The following is a 20,450-nucleotide window of genomic DNA, read 5'->3' on the forward strand; positions in this document are numbered from 1 at the left end:
GGCGCCGGGGCAGGCTCCATGTATCTGGACGACAAGCCGCAGACGCTGGTCAAGCTGCTGGTCGCGGGCCCGTTCGGGGTGGGCAAGACCACCTTCATCCGCTCGCTGTCGGAGACGCAGCCGCTGCACACCGAGGAGGTGATGACGCGTACCGGGGCGCTGGTGGACGATCTGGCCGGAGTGCGCGACAAGACCACCACCACGGTCGCCATCGACTTCGGGCGGCTGACGCTGCCCGGGGATCTGGTGCTGTACATGTTCGGCACCCCGGGTCAGCGCAGGTTCCGCCCGCTGTGGCAGGACATAGCCCGGGGCGCGCTGGGCGCCCTGGTGCTGGCGGACACCCGTCGCCTGGCCGACTCCTTCGAGGTGATGGACATGATCGAGGAGGCGGGCCTGCGGTACGCGGTGGCGGTCAACTCCTTCCCCGACTCGCCGCAGCACCACCCCGACACCCTGCGGGACCACCTCGACCTGGCCCCTGACACCCCACTGGTGGTGTGTGACGCGCGCAGCCGTGACCAGTCGGCGGACGCGCTGATCGCGCTGGTGGGCCACGTCCTGGAGGCCCTCGACCGGCAGCAACAGCAGCAGTCAGGCCAGGCAGAGAGCCAGCCGCAGCAGCCCCAGGAGTTGACTTGAGCACCGCCCCAGCGCCGGGAACGCAGCCCTCCGGCCAGATGCCTCCGCCGCTGTCCCGGCCCAACAACGAGGTCACGCCGCTGTACGGGGAGGAGTTCGCCGCCGACCCGTACGCCGTCTACGAGCGGCTGCGCAGGTTCGGCGCCGTCGCACCGGTGGAGATCGCCCCCGGGGTCGGCGCGATGCTGGTGATCGACTACCGCGCCGCTCTGGAACTGCTGCACGACTCGGCCACCTGGTCGAAGGACTCCAGCATCTGGCTGGACAGCGTGCCGGAGGACTCGGCCGTGATGCCGATGCTGCGCGGCAGGCCCAACGCGCTGTTCACCGACGGGGAGACACACGCCCGCTACCGGAGGGTGATCTCCGACGGCTTCGCGCGGCTGGAGCCGCACACGATCCGCCAGATGGTGCGAGAGGTCGCCGACTCACTGATCGCGAGCTTCGCGCAGGACGGCGAGGCCGACCTGGTCGGCCAGTTCGCGCGGGTGCTGCCGCTGCTCGTCTTCAACCGGGTCTTCGGCCTGCCGGACGAGAGCAGCCAGCTGCTGATCCAGGGCATCGCCGGGATGTTCGACAGCAAGACGCCCGAGGAGGCGGCAGCGGCCGACGCCGCGTACACCCGCTACATCACCGAGCTGACGCAGCTCAAGCAGCGCGAGCGCGGTCAGGACCTGACGTCCTGGTTCATCGACCACCCCGCGGAGCTGACGGCCGAGGAGGTCGTCCACCAGATCGTGGTGACGCTGGGCGCCAGCTACGAGCCGCTGTCCAACCTCATCGGCAACGCGCTCAGCCGGATGCTCGTGGACGACCGCTACTACGGCAACCTCTCCGGCGGCGCGCTGACGGCCCGCGACGCGCTGCACGACGTACTGCGCAACGAGCCGCCGATGGCCAACTACTCGGCGCACTACCCCCGTCACGACGTCTACTTCCACGGCGTGTGGCTGCGCGCCGGGCAGCTCGTCCTGGTCTCCTACGCGGCGGCCTCCACCCAGACCGGCCGCTCGGCACCGGGTGAGAGCATCGGCGCCGCGGCGTCCGGGGGCGGGGCGCATCTGGCGTGGGCGGCCGGCCCGCACGCCTGCCCCGCACAGCAGCCCGCACTGCTCATCGCGACGACCGCCATCGAACGGCTCACCGCCTGGCTGTCGGACATCGAGCTGACGGTGCGCTACGACCAACTCCAATGGCGGCCGGGACCCTTCCAGCGCGGACTGGTCTCGCTGCCCGCACGGTTCAGCCCCGTCAGTCCCGACACCGCAGGAGGAACTCCGTGGAAGCACAGCGGCACACGGTCCGCATAGACCCGTTAGGGCGGGACATCCACGGCGAGGCCGAGCGCATCCGCGAGCTGGGCTCGAGCGCCACGCTGGTCGAGCTGCCCGCGGGGGTCCACGCCTGGTACGTCAGCGAGTTCGACGCGCTCAAGGAGCTGCTGCGCGATCCGCGGGTCTCCAAGGACCCGCGTCAGCACTGGCCGCCCTGGCAGCGCGGCGAGTTCCGCGACAGCTGGCTGCTGACCTGGCTCGACCGGGAGAACATGCTGTGCTCCTACGGCGATGACCACAAGCGGCTGCGGAAGCTGGTCGCGCCCGCGTTCACCGCGCGGCGCACTGCGGCCATGCTCCCCCGCGTCGAGCGGATCACCGGCGAGCTGCTGGACGCGATGGAACGGCAGGCGCGGCAGTCCGGGCCCGGCGGGGAGCCGCTGGAGCTGCGCTCGGCCTTCGCGCACCCGCTGCCGATGAACGTGATCTGCGAGCTGTTCGGTGTGCCCGCCGAGCAGCGGCCCGAGATGCGGCGGCTGATGGACCTGATCATGGACACCACGCTGACGTCCGAGCAGGCGGCGCAGACGGCGGTGGACATGCACGCGGCCTTCACCGCGCTGGCCGAGGCGAAGCGCGCCGAGCCGGGTGAGGACCTGACCAGCGTGCTGGTCTCGGCCCGGGACGAGGAGGGTGACGCGCTCTCCGAGAAGGAGCTGCTGGACACCCTGCTGCTGATGATCGGCGCGGGGCACGAGACGACCGTCAATCTCATCGGCAACGCGGTGCAGGCGCTGCTCACCCATCCCGGCCAGCTGGAGCTGGTGCGGGAGGGGAAGGCGTCCTGGGACGATGTGATCGAGGAGACGCTGCGCTGGGCGCCCAGCATCGCCAATCTGCCGCTGCGGTTCGCCGTCGAGCAGATCGAACTGGCGGACGGCACCACGATCCGCCAGGGCGACGCCATCGTCTCCACGATCGCCTCGGCCAACCGCGACTCCGCCAAGTACGGCTCGGGTGCCGCCGAGTTCGACATCCTGCGGCCCGGCGGAGAGCATCTGTCGTTCGGCCACGGGGTGCACTTCTGTCTGGGCGCTCCGCTGGCCCGGATGGAGGCGCGTATCGCGCTGTCCGCGCTCTTCGACCGCTTCCCGAAGCTGTCGTTGGCGGTGCCGCCCGAGGAGCTGGCGCAGGTTCCCTCGGCCATCGCCTTCGGCTACGCGAAGCTGCCGGTGCGGCCGCTGGGCTGAGCGACAGCGGTGCTGTGAGCCGGAGGTGGCGGGGAGCGGGCGGCCCGGAGGACAGGGCCGGGCAGCCGCTCCCCGCCGCTTCCCCGGCCCGCCCCGGGAACCGGGGTCAGGGGCCGGCCCACAGCCCCTCGTCCGTCAGCCCCAGCAGTTCGATGGCGTTGCCACGTACGATCCGCTCCACCAGTCCGGCGGGCAGGTGTCCCATCTGGGCCTCACCGACCTCCCTTGACCTGGGCCAGGTCGAGTCGGAGTGCGGGTAGTCGGTCTCGTACAGGACGTTGGGAACGCCGATGGACTCCACGTTCCGCAGTCCGAAGGCGTCGTCGAAGAAGCAGCCGTGGACGTGCTCGGCGAACTGCTCGGAGGGCGGCCGCAGCACCTTGTCCGCCACCCCGCCCCAGCCCCGGTTCTCCTCCCACACCGCATCGGCGCGCTCCAGGATGTACGGAATCCAGCCGATCTGGCCCTCCGCGTACATGATCCTCAGGTTCGGGAAGCGGTCGAAGAGCCCGCTCATCAGCCAGTCGACCATCGAGAAGCAGCAGTTGGCGAAGGTGAGGGTGGAGCCGACGGCGGGGGGCGCGTCCGCCGAGGTGGAGGGCATCCTGCTGGAGGAGCCGATGTGCATGGCGATGACGGTTCCGGTCTCGTCGCAGGCCCGCAGGAAGGGGTCCCAGGCGTCGGTGTGGACGGACGGCAGTCCCAGGCGCGGCGGGATCTCGGAGAAGCAGACGGCGCGTACACCGCGTGCCGCGTTGCGCCGTACCTCCTCGGCGGCCAGTTCGGCGTCCCACAGCGGCACCAGGGTGAGGGGTATGAGGCGCCCCCGCGCGTCGGGGCCGCACCACTCCTCGACCATCCAGTCGTTGTAGGCACGCACCCCCAGCAGGCCCAGTTCCCGGTCCTTGGCCTCGGTGAAGGTCTGCCCGCAGAAGCGGGGGAAGGTGGGGAAGCACAGGGCCGACTGGACGTGGTTGACGTCCATGTCCGCCAGCCGTTCGCGTACGTCGTAGGAGCCGGGACGCATCTGCTCGTAGGTGATGGCCTCCAGCCGCACCTCGTCCCTGTCGTAGCCGACGGCCGTATCGAGTCTGGTCAGCGGTCGGCGCAGCTCCTCGTACACCCACCAGTCGGCCATCGGCCCCTCGTCGCCGGGCTCGCCCATGGTGGGCGCGAACTTCCCGCCGACGAAGGTCATCTCCTTCAGCGGTGCACGGACGATACGCGGTCCGACCTCGCGGTACCGGGACGGCAGCCTCTCCCGCCACACGTGCGGGGGTTCGACCGTGTGGTCGTCCACCGAGATGATCCTGGGGAAGGTCTCCATGCGGTCACGGTAGCGCCGATCTGACGGTCCGTCAGCTCTCGTGCGGCGGATTCCGGCTCCCCTCCGCCGTCGGCGAATTCGAAGGGTTCGTAGAGAGGCCGGTACCTGAGCTGACGTAATTGCCATGAACAAGGCAGACTGGCCCCTGCGGGGAACGGAGGAGTGCGGAGCTGCAGGGGAGCACGCCAATGGGCGCCGGGGACCATACGGGAGTCGGAACGGAGCACCGGGAGCAGAAGCTTCGCTTCGCCGTGCTCGGTCCCGTCCGCGCCTGGCGTGGCGACCAGCCGGTCGGCATGGGCTCACCCCAGCAGAAAGCGCTGCTCGCGGCGCTGTTGCTGCGCGGCGGCCACACCGCGACCGCCGAGGAGCTCATCGACTCCATCTGGGGCGAGGAGCCGCCCGAGCGGGCCAAGGCGGCGCTGCGCACCTACGCCTCCCGCATTCGCAAGGCACTCGGCGCCGACGCCGACATCCTGGTCAGCGAGTCCGGCGGCTACGCCATCCGTACCGGCCCCGAGGCCGCACTGGACGTAGAAACAGCGCACGAACTGGCCGTACGCGCCGAGAAGGCCGCCTCCGGGGGCGACCGCGCCCAGGCACGCGAACTGTACGGCGCGGCCCTGGCTCAATGGGACGGCGAACCCCTCGCCCACGTCCCCGGCCCCTTCGCCGAACACCAGCGCGTCCGGCTGGAGGAGTGGCGCCTGGGCCTGCTGGAGCTGCGGCTCGATCTCGACCTCCAGGTCGGCTGCCACGCGGAGGCCGTCAGCGAACTGACGGCGCTGACCGCGGCGCACCCGCTGCGCGAGAGGCTGCGCGAACTGCTGATGCTCGCCCTCTACCGCAGCGGACGGCAGGCCGAGGCACTGGCCGTCTACGCCGACACCCGCCGGCTGCTCGCCGACGAACTCGGCGTCGACCCGCGCCCCGAACTCTCCGAGCTCCAGCAGCGCATCCTGGAGGCCGACGAAGAGCTCACCTACCAGGCCGACACCCGCTCGCCCGCCTCGGCCACCAGCGTGACCAGGCCCGCGCAGCTTCCCGCCACCGTCGCCGACTTCACCGGCCGCACCTCCTTCGTGGCCGAACTCAGCGACCAGCTCGCCCAGGCCGAGGGCACCGTCATGGCCGTTTCAGCCGTCGCGGGCATCGGCGGGGTCGGCAAGACGACGCTGGCCATCCATGTGGCACACGCCGCCGCCGACCGCTTCCCCGACGGCCAGCTCTATGTGGACCTGCAGGGCGCCGGCTCCTCGCCCGCCGACCCCGAAGCCGTACTCGGCTCGTTCCTGCGCGCCCTGGGCGTCGCGGACTCCGACATCCCCAGCGGCCTGCACGACCGCGCCGCGCTCTTCCGCTCGCTGCTTGCGGGCCGCCGGGTGCTCGCCCTGCTGGACAACGCGCGCGACGCCGCCCAGGTGCGCCCTCTGCTGCCCGGCACCGCAGGCTGCGCGGCCCTGGTGACCAGCCGGGTCCGGATGGTCGACCTGGCGGGCGCCCACCTGGTCGACCTCGATGTGATGAGCCCGGAGGAGGCCATCGCGCTCTTCTCCCGGATCGTGGGCGAGGAGCGGGTGCTGGCCGAGCGCGAGGCCGCCATGGACGTGGTGGCCGCCTGCGGGTTCCTGCCGCTGGCCATCCGGATCGCCGCGGCGAGGCTCTCCGCCCGCCGCACCTGGACGGTCACCGTGCTCGCCGCCAAGCTCGCCGACGAACGCCGCAGGCTGGACGAGCTCCAGGCCGGCGACCAGGCGGTGGGGGCCACCTTCGAGCTCGGCTACGGGCAGCTCGACCGCGAACAGGCCCGCGCCTTCCGGCTGCTGGGCCTCGCCGAGGGCCCCGACATCTCACTCGACGCCGCCGCCGCCCTGCTGGACCGCACCCCTGAGGACACCGAGGACCTGCTGGAGTCCCTGGTCGACACCTCCCTTCTGGAGTCGGCGGCGCCGCGCCGCTACCGCTTCCACGACCTGGTCCGCCTCTTCGCCCGGGCCTGCGCCGAACGCGACGAACAGCCGCCCAGCGAGTGCGAGGCGGCGCTGGCGCGGCTGCTGGACTTCTACCTGGCCACCGCGCGGAACGTGCACGCGCTGGAGCGCCCGGAGGAGAGGCTGGTGGACCATCTGGAGCCCACCCGCCACCCCGGTCTGCGCTTCGCCGGGCAGAGCGACGCCATCGACTGGGAGTTCACCGAGTCCGCCTGCTTCCTGGCCTGCGCCCGGCAGGCCGGCCACGGCGCGACCCTGAACAGCGCCGTGGACCTGCTGATGGCCACAGGGCCGCTGGGCGAGTCGGGTGTCAACCTGCGGCAGTACCAGCAGACCGCCGAGGCGCTCAGGGAGGCCGCGAGCGCCGACGGCAACGCCCGCGCCGAGGCACGCGCACGGTCGGTGCTGACCGGTCTCCATCTGACCACGGGCGATCTGCCGGCGGCCGACGAGGAAGCCCGCACCGCCGGAATCCTCGGTTCCGTGGCGGGCGACCCGATGTCCACCTCCTACTCCCTCAACGACCGTGGCATCGTGGCCAACTACCAGGGCCGCTACGAGGACGCCAAGGAGTTCCTGAGCCAGGCGCTGGCGGCCTTCCGCGCCCAGGACAACAAGATCGCCGAGGCCAGCGCGCTGAGCAACCTGGCCCGCGCGCACTCCTGGCTGGGGGAGAGCACCCAGGCGCTCGGACTGGCCGCGCAGGCCGTGGCCATCCACGCCCGCCTGGGCGTCACCATGCGGCACGGGAACGCGCTCTACGCCTTCGGTATCGCCCTCACCGACGCCGGCCGCCTCACCGAGGCCGAACAGCACCTCAGCGAGGCCCTGGACATCTTCCAGAAGTGCCGCCAGCCCCTGTGGGTGGGGATGTCGTACTTCCGCCTCGGTGAAGTGCACCTCGCGGCCGACCGCCCGGCCCAGGCCGCCGTGCTGGCCGAGCAGGCCATCGCCATGCTGCGGAGCGTCGGCGGACCCTGGCGCCGGGCGAACGCGCTGACGCTGCTGGGGCGGGCGCTGGACGCCATCGGCCAGCAGCGCAGGGCGCACGCCTGCTGGCGCGAGGCGCTGGAGCAGTACGAGGCACTGAGCGCCCCGGAGGCCGCCGTGGTCCGCGAACTGCTGGCAGAGCCGGACGTCTCCGGACTGGCGGCTCACTGCTCCTGAGAGAGCCGCCGCCACGGGCGGAGCCGGTGCTGGTGGGAGCCGGAGCCCCGGCGCCGGCGCCGGCGCCGGCGGGAGAGCGTTCAACGCCTTCACCAAGCGGACGTTCATCGATCGTTTATCGCCACCGTGCATGCTCATAGCAGTCGATCCGGCGCCTCGGGGGGCAGGCGGATCGACAGGGGGAACCGACCAACCCCCCGATAGGGTGAACGGCCCTGACGCGTCCGTCCGGCGGCCCACGGGGGAGCCGCTGGACGGGCACTGCCCACACAGCCCAAGAGGGGAAAGCCACCATGAGCGACCACGAGGAGAAGGCACCGCCCCAGAGCGGTGACATCACCACGCAGGAGCGGAACAACACCATCAAGCCGGGTGCCAAGAAGAAGAACGGTGAGCTCAGCACCGAGGAGCGCAACAACACCATCCGGCCCGCGACCTGAGACTCGCTCTCCGGGGGATTGCGGCAACGTTCGGGGGAGGTCCCCCGGAGAGCGCACGACCATCACGCTGGGGCGGCCCGCCAGGGGGGAACCAGGAGGGCGCCCTACGGGGGAAAGCGAGGGTCGTGGCCGACGACGAAGAGGGGGAGTCGTCGGCCGCGGCCCTCGGCGCATGAAACGCGGCGTCTCGTTTCCCGGGGCGCCGCAGCGTCAAAGTAATGGGTAGAACACATTTTCACTCCCGGAGGTACTCCCCATGACCCGCGCCAAGCAACTCGTCGCCGCCTGCGCCCTGGCCTTCGCGGCCACCGGAGCGCTGGCCGCACCGGCACTCGCCGAGGACTACGCGCCGACCGGTGCCGACGACCGCGTACAGACCATCACCATCGACGAGCGCAACGCCACCTTCGCGCCCAGCTCGGCGTCGGCGTTCGCGCTCACCGCAGCCGGCGCAACCGCGTCTTGACGACCTTCCCGCTCGCGTTACGGGGGAGTTCGGGGACGAACTCGACCTCGCGGGGAACCTTGTAGTTGGCCATCTCGCGGCGGGACCAGGCGATCAGGTCGTCCGCTGTGACCGTCGCGCCGGGGTGGCGTACGGCGAAGACCTTGGCGACCTCGCCCAGCCGGGCGTCGGGGACACCGACGACGGCGGCCTCGGCGATGCCGGGGTGGCGGGTGAGGAGTTGCTCTATCTCGGCCGGATAGGCATTGAAGCCGCCGACGATGAACATGTCCTTGATCCGGTCGGTGATGCGCAGATTGCCATCGGTGTCCATGACCCCGATGTCACCGGTGCGCAACCAGCCGTCCGGGGTGAGCACCTCTTCGGTCCGGCGGGGCTCCTCGAAGTAGCCGGACGTCACGTGGTAGCCGCGCACCAGCACCTCGCCGGGTGTGCCGGGCGGCTGCTCGGCACCCGAGGACGCCACGACCTTCACCTCCGTACCCGGCAGGGCCCGTCCCGAGGTCGCTGCGACGACCTCGGGCGGGTCGCCGCGCCGGCACATCGTCACGGTGCCGGACGCCTCGGTCAGCCCGTAGGCGGTCAGTACGGTGCCGACCCCGAGCTCGGCACGCAGCCGCTCGACCAGCTCCAGCGGGACGACGGCCGCGCCGGTCACCACCAGGCGGAGCGCGGACAGGTCGTGCTGGTGGCGGGCCGGGTGGTCGAGCAGCGACTGGTGGAGGGTGGGCGGCCCGGGCAGCACACTGATCCGCTCGGTGGCGATGTGGGCCAGCGCCGTCTCCGCGTTGAAGACCGGCTGCGGGATCATCGTCGCGCCGCGCAGCAGACAGGCGATGACGCCCGCCTTGTAGCCGAAGGTGTGGAAGAACGGGTTGACGATCAGATAGCGGTCGCCCTCCGCCAGTCCGGCCAGTTCGCTCCAGCAGTCGTAGACGCGCAGCGTCTGCTCATGGGTGATGACCACGCCCTTGGGGTGCCCGGTGGTGCCCGAGGTGAAGGTGATGTCGGAGGGCGCGGACGGCGCTGTCAGCTCGGCGCGCTCCCGGACCGCGCGGCGCGAGACGGCTGTGCCGCAGTCCAGGAAGTCCGCCCAGGTACGGAAGTTCTCCGGTGCGTCCGGTGCGAAGACCACCGCCTCGCGCAGGTGCGGCAGCCCGGGCAGCGGCCCGGTGCCGGGCCCCTCGGCGGTGGCACGGCGCAGTGAGGCGACGTACGAGGCGCCCAGGAAGGTGCCGGTGACGAACAGCAGCCGGGCGCGGGTCCGCTCCAGCACATAGGCCGCCTCGGCGCCCTTGAAGCGCGTGTTGACCGGTACCAGGACGCCGCCCGCGGTGACAGCGCCGAGCGCGGCGACGATCCAGTCCAGCGTGTTGGGCGCCCACACGGCCACCCGGTCGCCCGGCTCCACGCCCCGGGCGAGGCAGGCGGCCGCTGCCCGCTCGACCCGCTCCCCCAGTTCGGCGTACGAGACGCGGGTGCGGCCCTCGACGACGGCCTCGCGCTCCCCGTACCGCTCGGCGGCAGCCCGAACCAGCAGGGGAACGGTCCGCGGGGTGGCCGAAGGTGCGGCCCCCGGGGCGGTCCGCGGCGCTTTTCCGTACGCGGGCGAGAAGTCCGTACCGCTCACGATGCGCCTCCTGGGCCGGGCCGGCGAGCACCGGCACCACTACCTGACACATCGTCAGGTTAGCGGTAGCCTCCCGCACTGTCAGTACCGGAGCACGTCGGCAGCACGTACGGGAGGACGCCATGAAGGACGCCACGGCGATCGTCGGCATAGGCCGGACGCCGTTCGCCAAACGGCTTCCCGAATCCGAGAAGGCCCTCGCCTGCCGCGCGGTCCTGCACGCCCTGGACGACGCGGGAATCTCCCCCGAAGAGGTGGACGGCTTCGCCTCGTACACCATGGAGGAGACCGACGAGGTCGAGGTCGCCAAGTCGATCGGCGCGGGCGACGTGACGTTCTTCTCCAAGGTCGGCTACGGCGGCGGTGGTTCCTGTGCCACCGTCGCGCATCTGGCCGCCGCGATCGCCACCGGGCAGGCGACCGTCGGCGTCGCCTGGCGCTCCCGCAAGCGCGGCTCCGGCGGCCGGCCGTGGCGCAACACCACCGTGCAGTTGCCCACCCCCGCACAGTGGACCCGCCCCTTCGGACTGCTGCGTCCCGCCGACGAGATCGGCATGCTCACCCGCCGCTACATGCACGAGTACGGCGCCACTCGCGACCACCTCTTCAACGTCGCGCTGGCGTGCCGCAACCGCGCCAACCAGAACCCCGCAGCGATGATGTACGAGCGGCCGCTGACCCGCGAGATGTACATGACGTCCCGCTGGATCAGCGAACCGCTGTGCCTGTTCGACAACTGCCTGGAGACCGACGGCGCACTGGCGTGCGTCCTGGTCTCCGCCGACCGTGCGCGCGACTGCCGCAACAAGCCCGTCTATGTGCACTCCGCAGCGCAGGGCCTGCCCGCCCAGCACCACGGAATGGTCAACTACTGGGCCGAGGACCCGCTGCACGGCCCCGCCTGGACGGCCGCGGGACAACTCTGGAAGCACGCCGACCTGTGTCCACAGGATGTGGATGTCGCCCAGATCTACGACGCCTTCACCGCGCTCATCCCGCTCTCCCTGGAGGGATACGGCTTCTGCGAGCGCGGCGAGGGCGCGGCCTTCACCGAGGGCGGCGCGCTGGAGATCGGCGGACGGCTGCCCCTCAACACCTCCGGGGGCGGCCTGTCCGAAGCCTATGTGCACGGCTTCAACCTGATCACCGAGGGCGTCCGCCAACTGCGCGGCACCTCGACGGCCCAGGTGCCCGACGCCGCCACCTGCCTGGTGACGGCGGGCGAGGGCGTACCCACCTCCGCACTGCTGCTGAGGAGCTGACAGCCATGACCAGCGCTGTGACCGGCCCCCCGGAGACCGGACTGCTGCTTCCCGTACCCGACGACGACGGGGCACCCTTCTGGTCGTACACGGCCGACGGCGAACTGCGCGTACAGACGTGCTCCCGCTGCGGAAAGCGCCGCTTCCCGCCTCGGCCCTGCTGTCCGCACTGCCAGTCGTTCGAGAGCGAGTGGCAGCCCATGAGCGGGCGAGGCCGTATCTGGTCGTACGTGGTGGCTCATCCGCCGCTGCTGCCCGGCTACGCCGAAGCGGCCCCCTACCCCGTCCTCGTCGTGGAACTGGCCGACGATCCGGCGATCCGGCTGGTGGGCAACCTGGTGGGCGCGCCGGACGCGCCACTGGGCCCCACAGCCGCCGAAAGGCTGCGCATAGGCGCGCCGGTACGGGTGGTCTTCCGCGAAGTCGCCGACGGCGAGCGGCGGATGACCGTGCCCCGCTGGATGCTGGAGCGGCCGTGACCATCCACGTCGAACGGCAGGACGGCGTGGCGACGGTGACACTGGACAACCCCGCGAAGCACAACGCGCTCGACCTCGCCGACGCGCGGTCCCTCACCGGCATCTGGCGCGACCTGCGCACCGACGGCTCGGTGCGCGCCGCGGTGGTCACCGGAGCGGGCGGCCGGGCCTTCTGCACGGGCGTCGACCGCGCCGCCGTCGCGCAACAGGGCGCCGTACCCCAGCCCTGCGCGCCCTTCGCCGTCGAGGACCCGCTGCTGCGGATCGGGCCCAAGAGCAACGATCTGTGGATACCCGTCATAGCCGCCGTCGAGGGCATGGCCTGCGGCGGCGCCTTCTACCTGCTGAGCGAGGCGGAGTTCCTCGTCGCGACCGAGGAGTCCACCTTCTTCGACCCCCACACCAGCTACGGAATGGTCAGCGCTTACGAGGCCATGGGCATGGCACAGCGGATGCCGTTCGGCGAGGCCGCCAGGATGGCGCTGATGGGCGCCGCCGAGCGGGTCTCCGGACGCCGCGCCTATGAGACGGGCCTGATCTCCGAACTCGCCCCCGCCGGAGGAGCGCTGGAGGCGGCACTGTGCTGCGCCCGAACGCTGGCCTCCTACCCGCCCGGAGCCGTACAGGGCACGGTGCGGGCAGTATGGGCCGCGCGCGAAGCCGCCCGCGACCATGCGAGGGCACTCGCGACGCCGTTGATCGCCCTCGGCAACTTGCCGCCGGAGCAGCAGGCGGAACTTTTCGCGGAGCGCCGCGGGGGTGGGCCGCCTCGGGTGCGCTGAACCGTGTCCGGCTGACCGGGCCCCTTACGGGGCTCTGTGGCACCGATACGGGGGCTGGCTCTGTTGCACCGATACAGGGGAGCGCTATCGCACCGAGCTGACCTCGCACTGTTCGACCTTGCGCATGTCCTCGGGGTGCTCCATGGCCACCTCGACGGTCTTACTGCTGCCCGCCCGTACGACGGCCACGGCGGAGCCTGTGTCGACGATCTCGCCGTTCACATCGCGGAAGTTGACGTTGACGGTGAAGGTGCCCTTGCGGGTGCCCGAGTTGCGGACCCGGACAGTGGCGCCGGGCTCCTTCTTGACCTCGAGGTTCCTGCCCTTGGCCGCGACACACTCGGCGATGGTGCCGGACCCGCGTGCCTGACCGCGGGTCGACCCGCCGGAGGTGCTGCTGGACGTGTTCCGGGAGGTGCTGCCCGAGGTGTAGCCGCCGCTGCTGCCGTAGTCGTCGTCGTAGTCGTTGTCGTAGTCGTTGTCATAGTCGCTGGAGCTGTGACTGCTGGACTTCTTGCTGCTGCACCCACCGCCACCGTGCCCGCCACTGCTGCGGCTCTTGCTGCTGCCGCCGTGGCCGCCCGAGGAGCGGGCCGGGCTGAATCCGCTCAGCGCCACCAGCACAAGGGTGACGGCGGCGAGCAGCTTGAGATGGCGCATCCGCTTCATGTGACTCCCCCGATGAGTAAGCGTGCCGCGACGCACCGGAACCGAGCCCGGCACTTGTCGCGTGCAGTACAACTACTGTCAACGCCTCAAGACGCCAGCAGTGGCGAGGGGGTTCCCGGCGGCGTAGCGTCGGATACGGATCACGCACCCGTGCGGCGCCGGGAGCGGCGCCGGAAAGCGAGGCGAGACCATGATCCGGAACGTGATCGGGTCGCTGCTCGCCCTCCTCGGAGCGGCGGCCGCCGTGTACAGCCCCTTCCGACCGTGGTACGGCGGCCGTCCCGGGCGTGATTACCGCATCCCCGAGCTCTTCCAGGCCGGTGGCATCACCAGCGCCGACGCGGCCCTGTTCAGCGGCCTGTTCGTGCTGATGCTGGTCGTCGCGGTGGTGGCCGTGCTCGGCGTACTGTTCCGCTCCCGGTCGGCGGTGGGAGTGGCGGGCGTGCTGGCGCTGGGCTTCACCATCCTGTGGATGGTGCGGCAGGGGCAGGCCGTCGGAAGCCTCTCCGTCGGAAACACCGGGGGGCTCGCATCCGGTGCGGGGCTCGCCCTCGGCAGCGGGTTCCTGTTGCTGCTCGCGTCCGCGTTGATGACGGGCCGGCGTGGTGCGGCCCGTGGACGGCATGCGGCGCCGCCCGCTGAGGTGTCCTCTTCGCGCGGGCCCGAAGAGGACACGCTGGAACAGCCGTTCGCGGGCCCGCCGCCCCCGGAGCCCGGCGCCCCGCCCCCGGGCCGCCCGTTCAAGGGCCCCCAGGCGGAGGACGACCACCGCGACGCCGCCTGAGCGCCCCGCCAAGGGCGCGGGGTCAGGGGCGCGGGGAACTGCGCGAGCAAGCACAAGGCGCCCGCAGCCCGCAGACGACAGCACGCAGACGACAGCGCGGGGCACCCCTCTGCGGAACGAACCCAGGCGTCAACCGGAATGGCGGGCCTGACCAGTTCCCTTGGTGGCATCGAGCGCGTAGACGCAACGGTCCTTGCTGCACGCGTACACCACGCCCCCGACGGCCACCGGCGACCCGGTGATCTCCCCACCGGTGGCCAGCTTCCACCGGAGCTGGCCACCGACCGCGTCGACGGTGTACAGGCAGTGGTCGGCCGACCCGAAGTGGACCCGGCCGTCGGCCACCACAGGCGCTCCCACCACATCGGCGCCCGTCGCGAAGCGCCAACGCGGCGTTCCGCTCACCGCGTCGAGGGTGTACAGGGCGCTGCCGCTGCCCAGGTGCACCAGCCCGTCGGCGGTGACGACCGGCTCCGTGGAGTGCCGCGCCTCGGTGGCGATGCGCCAGCGGTCGTGGCCGTTGCCGGAGTCGAGCGCGTAGACGGTGCCCAGGTAGTCCGCGAGGTAGACGCCGCCGCCCGTCACCCCGGGGCCAGGGACGAAGGCGGGCGGGCACAGGAAGGCGGCCGGGGCGTCGAACCGCCACCGCTCCCTGCCCGTCGCGGCGTCCAGCGCGAACACCCGGGAGCCCGCGCAGACGTACACGGCCCCGTCCTCTGCAGTGGTCACCCGTACGGGGACGCCACCCGTCGCGGAGGCGTCCCCGACCGGATACGACCACCGCTCGGCACCGGTACGCGCCTCCAGCGCGTACAGCCGTCCGTCCGCCCAGGTGTAGACGGCGCCCTCGGCGATGACGGGGCCCGCCTCAGGGGTCTCGAAGTCGGCCTGCGCGCCGGTCAGTTCCCACAGCTTCTCGCCGCTGGCGGCCTCCCATGCCTGGACGCCGCCGCCCCGGGTGCCGGTGACCACCGTGCCGCGCTCGACCTGGAGCGAGTAGACCCAGCCGTCGGTGGCCAGCCGCCAGCACTCCGCCCCGTCGGTGGCGTCGAGCGCGTACAGGCTGGGCCCGTCCGAAGCGTGCACCCGCCCACCGGAGACGGTCATCGACCAGGCGACCTCCCGCGTCTTGAACTGTCTGCGCCCACTCGCCACATCCAGCGCGTGCACCTCGAACGAGGTCACGTACACCAGGTCGTCGGCGACGACGGGCGAGCCCCACACGTCGTTCGACATCCGGAACCGCCAGGGCCGCCAGCGCTGCGGGCCGCCCGGCTGCGGCCCCGTGCCGCCCGGCCGTCCGGGGCCCGCCGACGGCGGGGACTGCACGGCGGGCGGCGCGGGCGACGACGGCTGTGACGGCACCCCGGCCGACGGCTGCTGGAACGGCGGTGCGGCGGGCGGCGCGGGGGCCGGGGGCGGCGCGACCCCCTGGTCGGAGCCTCCGGCGTGCCGGGGCCCGGGTGCACCGTAGGGGCGCGCCAGCGGGTGGGGGGCGGACGGCGCGGGGGCGGACGCCCCCGCCGGGGCGGACGGAGCGGCCGACGCGGCGGAGGGCGCTCCGGAAGGCGCCGAGGGCGCCGACTGGTGCGGGAGCTGCGCGTAGGGCTGCGCCGCCGAGGACTGCGGGGTGCCTTCCTGGCCGCCCCCCGGCGGGCGCACCCAACCGGAGGTCGAGGCGGCTTCCACGTCCCGTCCGGGCTCGTCCGGGCGCCGCGGCCCGGGGCCGATCGGCACCTGTCCGCCGGCGAGCTGTACGGACGCGCCGTCGGCGTTCGCCGGCTGGGAGGCGGGACGAGAGACCACGGGCCCCGAGGCGGAGCCCTGGCGCGGCTCGGAGCCCCCGGAGCCGCCCGGAACGCCGGGGGCGCCACCGGGGGAGCCAGGAGCGCCGGAAGCGCCGGTGGAGCCGCCGACAGCGCGTGGGCCGGCAGGGATGCCCTGGTCCCACTCGGCGGCACCCGGCGCGGCCGCCCCGCTGCCGAACGCCGCACCGGGCCCTGCGGCTGCCGCTTCCCGGCCCGCTGCCGAGCGCCCGGCGGCCGGGGGCCCGCCGGGTCCCACGGACCCCAGCGCGGAGCCCGCACCGCCACCGTCGGCGCCGCCACCACCGCCACCACCGACGGCGGCAGCCGCACCAGCGCCCGGGCCCGCGTTCGCCCCTGCGCCCACCGCGTCGCCGGAGCCGCCTGCGTCACCGTTGCCGCTCCCCTGGCCACCGGACCCTGGGCCTGCCCCGGAGCCCGCCGCGCCCGCGCCCGCCGCGGCGGCCGCCGCGTTCTGCCGGCGCATCGCACGGCCGCCCCTGCGGCGCTCGATCAGCGAGACAGCCGTGGACGGCAGCCACGCCGAGACCGTGCCGCTGTCGTCGCTGCCGGCGCCGAACAGGTGCGGCGCGAGCTGTGCCTGCAGGTCGGCAGGGGTGGGCCGCTCCTCGGCGTTCATCCGCATACAGGACTCGATCAGCGGCCGCAGTTCGTCCGGCAGCCCCTCCAGGTCGGGTCCCTCGCGCAGCAGCATGAAGACCGTCTCCACGGGGTTGGCCCCGTGGAAAGGGGCGTGACCGGTGGCGGCGAAGACGAGTGTCGAGGCGAGGGAGAAGACGTCGCTGGCCCCGGTGACGCTGCGGGAGTCGCGCGCCTGCTCGGGCGACATGTAGGCGGGCGTACCGACGGCGACGTTCGTCATGGTCAGCCGGGTGTTGGAGACGCCCGAGGCGATGCCGAAGTCGATGACGCGGGGGCCGTCCTCCAGGACGAGCACATTGGACGGCTTGAGGTCGCGGTGCACCAGGCCAGCGCCGTGAATGGACTGCAGCGCCTCGGCAACACCCGCCGCCAGCCAGCGCACGGCCTGCACGGGCACCGGTCCGCACTCGGTGACTATTTCCTCCAGGGAGGGCGCGGGCACATAGGCGGTGGCCAGCCACGGCACGGCCGCGCGCGGGTCGGCGTCCACGACGGCGGCGGTGTAGAAGCCGCTGACGGCTCGCGCCGCCTCCACCTCGCGGGTGAAGCGCACCCGGAAGAGCTGGTCCTCCGCCAGTTCGGTGCGCACCGTCTTGATCGCGACGCGGCGGCCGGACGCCGAGCGTGCGAGGTAGACCAGCCCCATACCGCCGGAACCGAGACGGCCCAGCACCTCGAACGGGCCGATCCGCCGCGGATCGTGCTGTGTAAGCTGCTCCACCACTTGTCCTGCCACCTCCCCGTAGGGGCCGTAAAATCTGCCCGTTCCCGCCCCGTGCAGCCTCTCACTGCCGTGCCGGACCTGGCGGTCCGGACGCCGATTCTTCCTGGCGAACGCGCCGGTTGCGAACCCGGGGGCGGCACGTAAGTGTCTTCGTGGTCCGACAAAGCCCGGAATCACCCGGAGAATCCGGCACACGGCCTTGGTTGCGTATCACTCCAATTGTCCCCTCGGCCGCCGGCAACCGGAGCGCACCCCATTTGCCCGCTGAAGAATCGCGGGCGGATCACCCCTCGGTAAGCTGACGGCATGACAGGACAAGTGCGAACCGTCGACGGCAGGGTGGCCGGACGCCGCGGTCAGGCGACGCGGCAGAAGCTGCTCGACTGCCTCAGCGAGATGCTCAGCTCGTCGCCCTACCGCGACGTCAAGGTCATCGATGTGGCGCGGAGAGCGGGCACCTCTCCGGCGACCTTCTACCAGTACTTCCCCGATGTCGAGGGCGCCGTCCTGGAGATCGCGGAGGCCATGGCCAAGGAGGGTGCGGGTCTCACCGAGCTGGTGGCCGGCCGCTCCTGGGTGGGCAAGGCGGGCCGGCAGACGGCCGAGGACCTGGTGGAGGGCTTTCTTACCTTCTGGCGCAAGAACGACGCGATCCTGCGGGTGGTCGATCTGGGCGCGGCGGAGGGCGACAAGCGGTTCTACAAGATCCGTATGAAGATCCTCAACTCGGTCAACAACTCCCTCGCCGACGCGATCAAGGACCTGCAGTCCCGGGGCAAGGTCGACAAGGAGATCAACGCCGCCGCGGTCGCCGGCTCCCTGGTCGCCATGCTCGCCTCCGTGGCCGGCCACCAGAAGGGCTTCCAGAGCTGGGGCGTCAAGCAGTCCGAGCTGAAGCCCAGCCTCACCCTCCTCGTCCACCTCGGCGTGACCGGCAAGAAGCCCGCCAAGTAACCTCCCAGCAGCCGTCCGGGCCGCCACCGGAACGGCTCACCCGACAGCAGAGCGGCTCATCAAGCGGTCCCAGTCCGCCCCGGCAGCGCGCACCGTCGGTCAGTCCGTCCGCTGACCCGGCCGATTCGTCCCCCCAGCCCGGCGTTCCAGACGGAAGATGCGGATACGCCGTTCGATCCGCGCCTGATAGACGGCGTACGGCGGCCAGAACCGCAGCAGTTCCCGCCACGCCTCCTCCCGTTCGTCCCCCTCCAACTGCCGTGCCCGTACGGGGATGTCCCTTCCCCGGTAGTTGATCCATGCCTCCGGGTGCCGACGCAGATTCGCCGTCCACGCCGGATGTTCCCGCCTGCCGAAGTTACTGCCCACCAGCAGCCAGCTGTCCCGCTCTTCTTCGGGCATGCACGCCAGTGGCGTACGCCGCGGCTGTCCGCTCCTCGCTCCGGTCGAGGTCAGTACGATGCCGGGCAGCAGCTGGGTACTGAGCATCGTCCTGCCGCCGGACATCCGGTGCACCGCCCGGTCCAGGGCCGGGATCACATGGGGTGCGATCCGTGCGAACGCTCTGGTGGACGAGGTCTTCTGGACCAGTCTCAAACCGCCGTTCCCGGCCATCAGACAGCGACCCCCTGTCCCTCGCGCAGCTCGAACAGTGCCGCACGCTCCGCGGCACACGCGCGCAGCCGGTGCGCGGGCCCGAACAGCAGCTCGTCGCCGGCCGCGCGCTTGAAGTACAGGTGCGCCTCGTGCTCCCAGGTGAAACCCACACCGCCGTGCAGTTGCACCGCCTCGGCGGCGGCCAGCCGCAGCGCCTCCAGCCCCTGCGCCAGCGCCGTCCCCCCGGCCGTCCTGTCTGCCGACCTCTCGGCCGTCCTCTCAGCAGTCGCGCCGTCACCGTCTGCACGACCGCCGTCTGCACGACCGCTGTCTGCGGCAGAGCTGTCCGCGGCATCGCCGTCTGTCCGCCCGGCCCGCTCCGTCCGGCCACCGGCCGCCCACGCCGCGTAGTACGCGGCCGAGCGCGCCGCCTGCACCTGTACATAGACATCCGCCAGCCGGTGCCGTACCGCCTGGAACGAGCCGACAGGTCGCCCGAACTGCTCACGCACCTTGACGTACTCGACGGTACGGGCGAGAGCGGCGTCGGCGGCTCCCACCGCCTCGGCAGCCAGCACGGCGGCGACCCCCGGCCCCGCCGCCGTCAGCGCCGGGCAGACGTCCTCGGCGCTGTCCCCGAGCGGCGTGGCGGGGACGCCGCGCAGTTGCACGCGGGCGACGGGGCGCGTCCCGTCGAGCGCGGTCTGCCGGGTGCGTACGAGGCGGCCGACGACCCCGCCCACGCCCTCGCCCCCGCCGCCCCCGCCTGTGTCCCAGCCACCGCCCCTGTCCGCGCCACCGCGCCTGTCCGCGTCGCCGCCCCCGCCCGCGTCGCCGCAGTCGACGAGGAAGAGCACCGTCCGGCTGCGCGCGAAGCCGCCCGTGTGTGCGGCGACCAGCAGCAGACCGGCGCTGTGGCCGCCGAGCACCTGGTCCACCTCCCCGTACAGCCGCCAGCCCGCGTCCGCACGTCCTGTGTACCCAGCGCCCCCGGTGTGCCCGGTGTCCCCAGCGGTCCCGGCGGGCCCGGGGCGGCGGGTGGCCTGTACGCCGCCAGCGCGCCCGCCGCCGGCCCAGCCATGGGCGGCCCGGTCGGTCAGCCCGAGCGCCGGGGCGAGAGCGCTGCCCGGCACGGCGAGGGCCGCGGTCAGCTCCCCGGAGGCGAGGCGGGGCAGCAGGCGGGCCCGCTGGTCAACGGTGCCCAGCGCGGCGATGAGCGGCGCCACGAGTCCGGCCGTCGGCAGCATCGGTGAGGGCAGCAGCGTGCGGCCCGCCTCCTCGAAGGCGAGGGCCAGTTCGAGCGTGCCGCAGCCGACGCCGCCGTACGCTTCGGGCAGCGCCAGGCCGGGCAGACCGAGCTGTCCGGCGAGGGTGTGCCACAGGGCGGTGTCGTATCCCTCGGGGGTGAGCGCGGCGGCCTTCACCTCATCGGGCCCGCAACGGCGCGCCAGCAGTTGCCGCAGGGTGCGCCGCAGCTGCTCCTGCTCCTCGGTGAACGCGGTATCCATCGGCGGCGCCCCCTCGGGACAGTTCGGTGAGCTGAC

At 72.4% G+C, this 20,450-nt stretch carries 17 protein-coding genes; 11 read left to right on the forward strand and 6 right to left on the reverse strand.

From position 1 onward, the window contains the following. The first annotated feature begins 18 nt into the window (after nt 1-18). The 3 genes from JW592_RS13875 to JW592_RS13885 are packed head-to-tail and all read left to right on the forward strand — an operon-like array spanning nt 19 to nt 3,166. Complete coding sequence (locus JW592_RS13875; RefSeq protein ID WP_209265361.1) at nt 19-642, forward strand: GTP-binding protein; 624 nt, start codon at nt 19-21, stop codon at nt 640-642. Continuing rightward, the gene (locus JW592_RS13880) at nt 639-1,952 is read left to right on the forward strand and encodes a cytochrome P450 family protein (RefSeq protein ID WP_229375963.1); all 1,314 of its coding nucleotides are present in this window, start codon (nt 639-641) and stop codon (nt 1,950-1,952) included. The genes JW592_RS13875 and JW592_RS13880 overlap by 4 nt, the downstream gene beginning before the upstream one ends. Next, nucleotides 1,922-3,166, forward strand: a complete 1,245-nt coding sequence (locus tag JW592_RS13885) for a cytochrome P450 family protein (RefSeq protein ID WP_307805410.1) — start codon at nt 1,922-1,924, stop codon at nt 3,164-3,166. The genes JW592_RS13880 and JW592_RS13885 overlap by 31 nt, the downstream gene beginning before the upstream one ends. A 106-nt stretch (nt 3,167-3,272) precedes the next feature. Here the strand turns inward: JW592_RS13885 and JW592_RS13890 are convergent, their stop codons facing one another. Further along, entirely contained in the window at nt 3,273-4,493 is a 1,221-nt protein-coding gene (locus tag JW592_RS13890; protein ID WP_209265363.1) for an amidohydrolase family protein, read from the reverse strand. 188 nt (nt 4,494-4,681) lie between these two features. On the opposite strand from JW592_RS13890, the gene afsR reads away from it, so the two are divergent. From afsR to JW592_RS13905, 3 genes are all read left to right on the forward strand, one after another. Further along, on the forward strand, nt 4,682-7,651 hold the full coding sequence (gene afsR, locus JW592_RS13895; RefSeq protein ID WP_209265364.1) for an SARP-family global regulator AfsR: 2,970 nt from the start codon (nt 4,682-4,684) through the stop codon (nt 7,649-7,651). 293 nt (nt 7,652-7,944) lie between these two features. Further along, nucleotides 7,945-8,091, forward strand: coding sequence for a hypothetical protein (locus JW592_RS13900; RefSeq protein ID WP_209265365.1), 147 nt, complete (start codon nt 7,945-7,947; stop codon nt 8,089-8,091). 256 nt (nt 8,092-8,347) lie between these two features. Next, entirely contained in the window at nt 8,348-8,557 is a 210-nt protein-coding gene (locus JW592_RS13905) for a hypothetical protein (RefSeq protein ID WP_209265366.1), read from the forward strand. Here the strand turns inward: JW592_RS13905 and JW592_RS13910 are convergent. Further along, nucleotides 8,529-10,097, reverse strand: a complete 1,569-nt coding sequence (locus tag JW592_RS13910; RefSeq protein ID WP_209265475.1) for a FadD3 family acyl-CoA ligase — start codon at nt 10,095-10,097, stop codon at nt 8,529-8,531. The two genes, JW592_RS13905 and JW592_RS13910, sit on opposite strands and share 29 nt — an antisense overlap. 212 nt (nt 10,098-10,309) lie before the next feature. Between JW592_RS13910 and JW592_RS13915 the strand changes: the two genes are divergently transcribed. The 3 genes from JW592_RS13915 to JW592_RS13925 are packed head-to-tail and all read left to right on the forward strand — an operon-like array spanning nt 10,310 to nt 12,710. Next, nucleotides 10,310-11,449, forward strand: coding sequence for a lipid-transfer protein (locus tag JW592_RS13915; protein WP_209265367.1), 1,140 nt, complete (start codon nt 10,310-10,312; stop codon nt 11,447-11,449). Between the two features lie 5 nt (nt 11,450-11,454). Beyond that, nucleotides 11,455-11,928, forward strand: coding sequence for a Zn-ribbon domain-containing OB-fold protein (locus JW592_RS13920; protein WP_209265368.1), 474 nt, complete (start codon nt 11,455-11,457; stop codon nt 11,926-11,928). After that, the gene (locus JW592_RS13925) at nt 11,925-12,710 is read left to right on the forward strand and encodes an enoyl-CoA hydratase/isomerase family protein (RefSeq protein WP_209265369.1); all 786 of its coding nucleotides are present in this window, start codon (nt 11,925-11,927) and stop codon (nt 12,708-12,710) included. Before JW592_RS13920 ends, JW592_RS13925 begins: the two co-directional genes overlap by 4 nt. 84 nt (nt 12,711-12,794) lie before the next feature. Here JW592_RS13925 and JW592_RS13930 read toward each other — a convergent pair whose 3' ends face one another. Beyond that, nucleotides 12,795-13,379 carry a hypothetical protein gene (locus JW592_RS13930; RefSeq protein WP_209265370.1) on the reverse strand — a complete coding sequence of 195 codons (585 nt, stop codon included), beginning with the start codon at nt 13,377-13,379 and terminating at the stop codon, nt 12,795-12,797. 190 nt (nt 13,380-13,569) lie between these two features. On the opposite strand from JW592_RS13930, the gene JW592_RS13935 reads away from it, so the two are divergent. Next, the gene (locus JW592_RS13935) at nt 13,570-14,163 is read left to right on the forward strand and encodes a hypothetical protein (protein WP_229375964.1); all 594 of its coding nucleotides are present in this window, start codon (nt 13,570-13,572) and stop codon (nt 14,161-14,163) included. A gap of 129 nt (nt 14,164-14,292) precedes the next feature. On the opposite strand, the gene JW592_RS13940 is transcribed toward JW592_RS13935, so the two are convergent. Then, the gene (locus JW592_RS13940) at nt 14,293-17,355 is read right to left on the reverse strand and encodes a serine/threonine-protein kinase (protein WP_209265371.1); all 3,063 of its coding nucleotides are present in this window, start codon (nt 17,353-17,355) and stop codon (nt 14,293-14,295) included. A 306-nt stretch (nt 17,356-17,661) separates the two neighbouring features. Between JW592_RS13940 and JW592_RS13945 the strand changes: the two genes are divergently transcribed. Then, nucleotides 17,662-18,309, forward strand: coding sequence for a TetR/AcrR family transcriptional regulator (locus JW592_RS13945; RefSeq protein WP_209265372.1), 648 nt, complete (start codon nt 17,662-17,664; stop codon nt 18,307-18,309). Nucleotides 18,310-18,408: 99 nt separating this feature from the next. Here JW592_RS13945 and JW592_RS13950 read toward each other — a convergent pair whose 3' ends face one another. Together JW592_RS13950 and JW592_RS13955 are read right to left on the reverse strand one after the other, a co-directional pair. Further along, nucleotides 18,409-18,924: a nitroreductase/quinone reductase family protein gene (locus JW592_RS13950; protein ID WP_209265373.1), complete on the reverse strand. Its 516-nt coding sequence runs from the start codon at nt 18,922-18,924 to the stop codon at nt 18,409-18,411. Next, the gene (locus JW592_RS13955; RefSeq protein ID WP_209265374.1) at nt 18,924-20,414 is read right to left on the reverse strand and encodes an acyl-CoA dehydrogenase family protein; all 1,491 of its coding nucleotides are present in this window, start codon (nt 20,412-20,414) and stop codon (nt 18,924-18,926) included. Before JW592_RS13955 ends, JW592_RS13950 begins: the two co-directional genes overlap by 1 nt. Between the last annotated feature and the right edge of the window lie 36 nt (nt 20,415-20,450).

Origin of the sequence: Streptomyces spirodelae, from assembly GCF_017676385.1 — a bacterium.
Classification (GTDB): domain Bacteria; phylum Actinomycetota; class Actinomycetes; order Streptomycetales; family Streptomycetaceae; genus Streptomyces; species Streptomyces spirodelae.

What these genes read in the sequence shown, in the direction of transcription:
- JW592_RS13875 (WP_209265361.1), top strand. Translation starts at nt 19, where the DNA reads ATGTATCTGGACGACAAGCCGCAGACGCTGGTCAAGCTGCTGGTCGCG.
- JW592_RS13890 (WP_209265363.1), bottom strand. Translation starts at nt 4,493, where the DNA reads ATGGAGACCTTCCCCAGGATCATCTCGGTGGACGACCACACGGTCGAA.
- afsR (WP_209265364.1), top strand. Translation starts at nt 4,682, where the DNA reads ATGGGCGCCGGGGACCATACGGGAGTCGGAACGGAGCACCGGGAGCAG.
- JW592_RS13900 (WP_209265365.1), top strand. Translation starts at nt 7,945, where the DNA reads ATGAGCGACCACGAGGAGAAGGCACCGCCCCAGAGCGGTGACATCACC.
- JW592_RS13905 (WP_209265366.1), top strand. Translation starts at nt 8,348, where the DNA reads ATGACCCGCGCCAAGCAACTCGTCGCCGCCTGCGCCCTGGCCTTCGCG.
- JW592_RS13915 (WP_209265367.1), top strand. Translation starts at nt 10,310, where the DNA reads ATGAAGGACGCCACGGCGATCGTCGGCATAGGCCGGACGCCGTTCGCC.
- JW592_RS13920 (WP_209265368.1), top strand. Translation starts at nt 11,455, where the DNA reads ATGACCAGCGCTGTGACCGGCCCCCCGGAGACCGGACTGCTGCTTCCC.
- JW592_RS13930 (WP_209265370.1), bottom strand. Translation starts at nt 13,379, where the DNA reads ATGAAGCGGATGCGCCATCTCAAGCTGCTCGCCGCCGTCACCCTTGTG.
- JW592_RS13935 (WP_229375964.1), top strand. Translation starts at nt 13,570, where the DNA reads ATGATCCGGAACGTGATCGGGTCGCTGCTCGCCCTCCTCGGAGCGGCG.
- JW592_RS13945 (WP_209265372.1), top strand. Translation starts at nt 17,662, where the DNA reads ATGACAGGACAAGTGCGAACCGTCGACGGCAGGGTGGCCGGACGCCGC.
- JW592_RS13950 (WP_209265373.1), bottom strand. Translation starts at nt 18,924, where the DNA reads ATGGCCGGGAACGGCGGTTTGAGACTGGTCCAGAAGACCTCGTCCACC.
- JW592_RS13955 (WP_209265374.1), bottom strand. Translation starts at nt 20,414, where the DNA reads ATGGATACCGCGTTCACCGAGGAGCAGGAGCAGCTGCGGCGCACCCTG.